6 protein-coding genes and 3 tRNA genes are annotated in these 5,936 nt (G+C 45.0%); 2 read left to right on the top strand and 7 right to left on the bottom strand.

Annotation, left to right across the window (positions count from 1 at the left end):
• Positions 1-47: 47 nt before the first annotated feature.
• Both A7K91_RS13770 and A7K91_RS13775 read right to left on the bottom strand, forming a co-directional pair.
• Positions 48-122: transfer RNA gene (locus A7K91_RS13770), tRNA-Gly, on the bottom strand.
• Positions 123-343: 221 nt separating this feature from the next.
• On the bottom strand, positions 344-1,204 hold the full coding sequence (locus tag A7K91_RS13775; RefSeq protein WP_068683653.1) for an ABC transporter ATP-binding protein: 861 nt from the start codon (positions 1,202-1,204) through the stop codon (positions 344-346).
• A 226-nt stretch (positions 1,205-1,430) separates the two neighbouring features.
• On the opposite strand from A7K91_RS13775, the gene A7K91_RS13780 reads away from it, so the two are divergent.
• Positions 1,431-1,826, top strand: coding sequence for a DUF2203 domain-containing protein (locus tag A7K91_RS13780; RefSeq protein ID WP_068683655.1), 396 nt, complete (start codon positions 1,431-1,433; stop codon positions 1,824-1,826).
• A gap of 96 nt (positions 1,827-1,922) precedes the next feature.
• On the opposite strand, the gene A7K91_RS13785 is transcribed toward A7K91_RS13780, so the two are convergent.
• Positions 1,923-3,263: a hemolysin family protein gene (locus tag A7K91_RS13785; protein WP_068683657.1), complete on the bottom strand. Its 1,341-nt coding sequence runs from the start codon at positions 3,261-3,263 to the stop codon at positions 1,923-1,925.
• A 233-nt stretch (positions 3,264-3,496) separates the two neighbouring features.
• Here A7K91_RS13785 and A7K91_RS13790 point away from each other — a divergent pair, with 233 nt between their 5' ends.
• Complete coding sequence (locus A7K91_RS13790; RefSeq protein WP_068683659.1) at positions 3,497-4,429, top strand: aromatic acid exporter family protein; 933 nt, start codon at positions 3,497-3,499, stop codon at positions 4,427-4,429.
• Positions 4,430-4,616: 187 nt separating this feature from the next.
• On the opposite strand, the gene A7K91_RS13795 is transcribed toward A7K91_RS13790, so the two are convergent.
• From A7K91_RS13795 to A7K91_RS13810, 4 genes are all read right to left on the bottom strand, one after another.
• Positions 4,617-4,796 (bottom strand): hypothetical protein, encoded by a 180-nt coding sequence (locus A7K91_RS13795; RefSeq protein ID WP_068683661.1) that lies wholly within the window; start codon positions 4,794-4,796, stop codon positions 4,617-4,619.
• Between the two features lie 322 nt (positions 4,797-5,118).
• Entirely contained in the window at positions 5,119-5,553 is a 435-nt protein-coding gene (locus tag A7K91_RS13800) for a nitrous oxide-stimulated promoter family protein (RefSeq protein WP_068683663.1), read from the bottom strand.
• A gap of 204 nt (positions 5,554-5,757) precedes the next feature.
• Positions 5,758-5,837, bottom strand: a tRNA-Leu gene (locus A7K91_RS13805).
• A gap of 23 nt (positions 5,838-5,860) precedes the next feature.
• Positions 5,861-5,936, bottom strand: a tRNA-Lys gene (locus tag A7K91_RS13810).

Raw genomic sequence — 5,936 nt, forward strand, 5'->3', positions numbered from 1 at the left:
TTCGTAGTCAAACGCTCTATCCAGCTGAGCTAAGGCCGCAAATAATATGGAGCGGAAGACGGGAATCGAACCCGCGACCCTCGCCTTGGCAAGGCGATGCTCTACCGCTGAGCCACTTCCGCATATATGCTTTTAAAGTCATTTGCGACTTTACAATCGCGGCGACAAGTAATAATATATCATGTTCCTCATGCAATTGCAACTGCTTTTTAAAAAAAATTTAAAGCCATCGCTGTAACTTTAAAAACGCCCTGTTTTCTTACCGCTTTAGCTGCTCCAATAAACCATAAAACTCCGAAATCAGCAGACTCTCTGCCTAATTCCGGAGTTGTTTCAATTATAATTATGCACCCGCAGCGGCAAGCTTTTGAACAACCTGCTGCTCCCGCGTTTTCTCCACGATTCGTTCAGCCACTGGCTGACCTGCCAGCGCAAACGGAAGACATAACGGCACGCCTGTACGGGGATCTGCCACAATATCAGCTTCAATGTTAAAAACTTCGCGCATGATCTCAGGCGTAATAACCTCAATCGGCGAGCCTTCGCCGCATACAACGCCCTTTTTGATAGCGATCATATGCTGGGCATAGCGGGCTGCATGGTTCAGGTCATGGACCACCATAACGATCGTGCGGTTATTTACCTCGTTTAACTTCTGCAGCAGATGAAGCACTTCAAGCTGGTGAGCCATATCCAGGAAGGTTGTTGGTTCATCTAGGAACAAAATATCAGTTTCCTGAGCCAGAGCCATCGCGATCCAGGCACGTTGACGTTGGCCGCCGGACAGCTGATCCACCGGACGGGAAGCAAACTCCTCCATACCCGTTGCCTCAATCGCCCATTGAACAACGGACTTATCCTCTTTGCTCATGGAACCAAATCCTTTTTGATACGGAAAACGACCATAAGACACCAGCTCGGCTACAGTCAAGCCATCAGGAGCCGTCGGATTTTGGGGAAGAATGGCCAATTGCTTTGCTACTTCCTTCGTGGATTGCTTGTGAATGGATTTACCGTCCAGCATAACGCTGCCCTTCGACGGATTCATAATCCGCGCCATTGTTTTCAAAATCGTCGATTTGCCCGATCCGTTTGCTCCAACAAGCGCAGTTATTTTTCCTTGTGGAATTGAAATGTTTAAATCCTTCACAATCAATCGCTCGTCGTAGCCGATATCCAAACTTGAAGTCGTTAACCGTATCATTCTCCAACACGCTCCTTCCGCTGCTTTCCTGCAGGCTGCTTTTATTTACCCGTCTGTACATCCATTTATATTCAATGAAAAAATGATAATGTTTATCAACACCACTTAATGATAATAGTTCTCAAACAAAATGTCAATCTAAACTTTGACAAAAAAAGTGGGATTTGCCCGTGCCTTCACGTTTTAGTAAACTGGGCTTTGAACAACTTTTAATGGGGATGACATCATGCATAGAAAGCTTTTTACACTAAAAGAAGCAAACGACCTACTGCCGACGATTAAGGCGGAGCTGGCAAACCTCCAGAAGCTATCCAATGAGCTGGAGGCGCAGCATACGATTTATCAAATCCTGAAAAACAAAACGGTTGATACGTCCAGTGAGCCCTTATTCGAGCTTGAATCCCGTCTGGAATTCAAGCAGCTCGAGATCAAGCTTTTTGTAGAAAACTTTACCCGAAAAGGCGTCTTGCTCAAAATGATCGAGCCAGGCCTGCTGGACTTCCCTTCGGTCGTTGATGGCAAGGAGGTCCTGCTATGCTGGCGGGAAGGGGAAGAGCGCATCACTCATTATCATGAGCACGAAGACGGGTTTGCCGGGCGCAGGCCCCACCCCGAATCATAATGAGCCCAGCAGCGCGGCAACAAAAAACTGTTCAGGCCAATGACGGCCTGAACAGCTTAATTGTTGTTCCTTATAAATCAACATCTTCTCCTAAAATCAGGACTGCTCGTCCTGCTCCTCGTCCTGTTCTTTTTCGGGAATCAAAACCATGGATGCCTTCAATATTTGGCGATTGTCCATCTCAACAACCGTCCAGATTTGATTATCATGATGGATCGGCTCCGGCAGCTTGTCAAAATCAAGCATCTGCACCTGAAGCCATCCCCCTACAGTATCCACCTCATAGCTGCTGTCCTTGAACGAAATGCCGAACCTTTCCTCCAGGTCCTCCAGCAATACGCGGCCGTTAATGAAATATTGGTCTTCCTTCACCTTTTGAATGTCCGGGACCTCGTCTTCATCAAATTCATCGCGAATTTCGCCGACGATTTCCTCCAACAGATCCTCCATCGTTACAATACCTGCCGTACCGCCATACTCATCGACAACCGCAGCGATATGCACGCCTTTTTTCTGCATTTTCTTCAGCACATCCTGAAGCGGCGCCGTTTCATATACGACCTCCATCGCGTGCAAATGCTCTTTTAGCGTAAAGGAACGTTTCATAACCACATTGGTCATAAACTCCTTAGCGTTCAAAAAACCGATAATTTTGTCCTTGTCTCCGTCTTCCGTAACTGGATATCTTGTATAGCGATTTTCATCGATAATGTCCAGGATTTCATTTTGCGTCATTCGCGCATCCAAAACCATTACTTGTGTGCGGGGAACCATAATATCTTTAGCGACGCGCTCATCAAAAGCAAAAATATTTTGCATATATGAAAGCTCCGTCTGGTTGATTTCACCACTGTTGAAGCTTTGTGTCATAATAATTTTAAGCTCCTCTTCGGAGTGAGCTTGTTCATGTCCTGCCGGTTTAACGCCAGCAATACGAAGAATAAGTGCTGCGGAGCCGTTAAGCAGCCAAATAAACGGAAAGGTAACTTTTCCGAACAGCACAAGCGGCGGAGCCAGCATCAGCGTCATTTTTTCCGCAAACTGAATCGCCATCGTCTTAGGGGCCATTTCGCCCAATACAACGTGCAGGAAGGTCATCAGCGACAATGCAAGAATGTAAGAGATTGGAGTTGCCAACGATTCAGGCAAGCCCATAGCATTAAAAACAGGGTGTAAAATTTTTTCTACTGTCGGTTCGCCCAGCGCGCCAAGTCCCAGCGCCGTAACGGTAATGCCCAGCTGACACGCGGATAAATAATAATCCAGATGCGTGACAACTTTTTTTGCTGCCAGTGCTTTTTTGTTGCCCTCAGACACAAGCTGATCAATTCTGGATAGCCTAACTTTAATGACTGCAAATTCAGATCCAACAAAAAAGGCCGTTAACAAAATCAACAAAGCAACCAACAGTAAATTAATGACTAGACCAATGTCCAATACGTTCCCTCAGTGAGGGATTCACCTCCATAAATTTTGCATAGATTCTATCTATATGATTCAACATTACGCTTCAAAATCCTTTGCGTTTCAAAATTTCTGTTTTCTTAACATGGATAACCTTAGCCGTCCGTATGCATCATTAAGTCATTTCATCGTCTTCCTTTCATTTACACTGCATTTTGTTTATGCTTATAATGGCTTTATCATCATAGAAATTAGGTGTAGCACCCATGCGCAGTATTAGCAGAATTATTGGTTACCGGACAATTAAAACCGCAATCGGCGTAACCTTATCTATTCTCATTGCCCAGTTTCTAGGACTTGAATTTTATACGGCATCCGGCATTTTGACCCTGCTTTGCATTCAAAAATCGCGCAAGCAATCCAAGCGGGCCGCTTTAAGCCGGCTATTTTCCTGTCTGCTTGTCCTGTTCTACTCCAGCGCGCTGTTTACGGTATTGGGCTATCATGCCTTTACATTTTTTATCTTGCTTCTCACCTTTATTCCGCTTGTTGTCCGCTTGCGCATTCAGGAAGGCATAGCGAGCAGCTCCGTTATCGTCATGCATGTGTATATGCACCACAAGGTGGAGCTTTCTTTTTTCATCAATGAAATTTTGGTTATAGCCATAGGGCTTGGCGTTGCGCTGCTCATCAACTGGTATATGCCAAGCATCGATAAAAAGGTGGATGCGCTAAAAGTAGAGGTAGACCGGCTTATCGCTGCTATTCTAAAGGAATACGGCGATTATTTGCAGGACGGATATACGCTTTGGGATGGAAAAGAGCTGCTTGCCTTATCCGACAAGCTGGCAAGTGCCAAACAAATGGCCCTTCTGGACGAGGAAAACAGGGGACAGAGCCAATACACCATTTATTTTGACAACAAACGCCGTCAATACGAATTACTGGAGCGCATGCTTCCGGAAATCTCTCAAATTACATCGCAATTAGACCAGAGCAATCGAATTGGCGCGTTTCTGATGGAGCTAAGCAAAGGGTACACCGATCCATCCAAAAGCGATGGATTTTACGAGCAGCTTCGCAACATTCGTGAGCTTCATCGCCATTTGCCATTGCCTGAGGACCGCAATGAATTTGAAAATCGCGCTCATCTATTTACCGTTGCAAATGACCTGGAGCGATTCCTGAACACCATGTAATGGGTTCCCCGCCCAAAATGGCGTTAATGCCCTCTAATGTGCCATGTGGCGCTTTAAATTAGGAGTTGTAGATAGTTGAGTATACAAAAGGAAAGGCTGCCCTCAATCATTATGAGAAGGCAGCCTTTTCAAGTATTATCCCAGAAGCTTACCTTAGCTTCGATTTCATCAGTCTCCCAGCAGCTTTTTAAGCGTAATAGGCTTTCAGCAAATCGCTGGTGGATTCCGCGTTTTCTTCCTCATCGTTTTGACTATGTTCGGCCATGCAAGCCCGGCATTGCTCCTCCGTCGAGCAAAGCTCTGCATCCTCGCAGTGCAAGCAAAATTGCAGCATAAATTGAGTAACGCTGGTTTCGTTTCCGCTCATCGTAATCCCCCTCGGCATTGTTAAATCAAGGTATTGTATGTGTTAATCCTAACATGCCAATCCAAAATAACACGTGATTTATTTCACAATAATAAAAGGAATTTCTGCTTATATCCTGCCCTTTTATATTGCTTCTTATTGTTGTTCACATTTTGCTAAGTTATGCACATCCCAGTTGTACATAATGTGAATAAAATTGTGGGTAATTTTGAAATTATCCACACTATTATACACATATTATTGACTCAGAATGTTCGTTCGTTGAATAACCCACCACTTATCCACAATTCTGTGCATAACCTTAACAATGACCTGGCTTTCATTATCTCTTACGTACCGATTGTTCCCTAAACACTTCAGCCTTCTCATTCCGCTCGCTACGCCTGGCTTCTGCTTGCTCCCAGCGGTCTGGTCCAACCAGGCCTTTCCTTTTTTTGTACCGGTAAATCGTGCTCAATAAGAGATGCTTGATCGCAAGCGGGGGATCATGCATCAGCATGCGAGGCCCGGAAAAGCGCATGACCATTTTGATTTTTACCCGCATATCCTGCTTGTAGCAATGGACTGGACATTGCTCGCAGAAGGACTTTTTTTCGCCGAATTGGCAGCTGTCCAGACGCTTTTGAGCATAGTTCAGCAAGAGCTGGCAATCCGGGCACAGATGCGGACTCGGGTGACTGTTTCCTTTGCAATAAACAACCATCATTTTGGCAACTGTTATTTTCTCCGACAAAATTCTGCCTTTGCCTTTTATCATAGACTCAAATATCCTTTCCTAGATGAAATATAAGCATGTTACGGCGGCTATAACTTCATATATAAGCAGAACAATTCGAGGTAAAGTTAAAGCTTTCCTTCATCCCCCTCAAAAATGAGGCATTAGTGTTTTTTATTAAGATGTGTAAAAAACAAAAAAACCTTTCAAATCATAACCGATTGAAAGGTTTTTTCGTGTTTATGATGCGCGTAGAGGGACTTGAACCCCCACGGTCTCCCGCCAGATCCTAAGTCTGGTGCGTCTGCCAATTCCGCCATACGCGCGCGTGGGTCTTGCATAATAAAACTGGTGAGCCATGAAGGACTCGAACCTTCGACACCCTGATTAAAAGTCAGGTGCTCTACCAACTGAGCTAATGGCTC

The sequence above is a fragment of the Paenibacillus oryzae genome (genome assembly GCF_001675045.1).
Classification (GTDB): domain Bacteria; phylum Bacillota; class Bacilli; order Paenibacillales; family Paenibacillaceae; genus Pristimantibacillus; species Pristimantibacillus oryzae.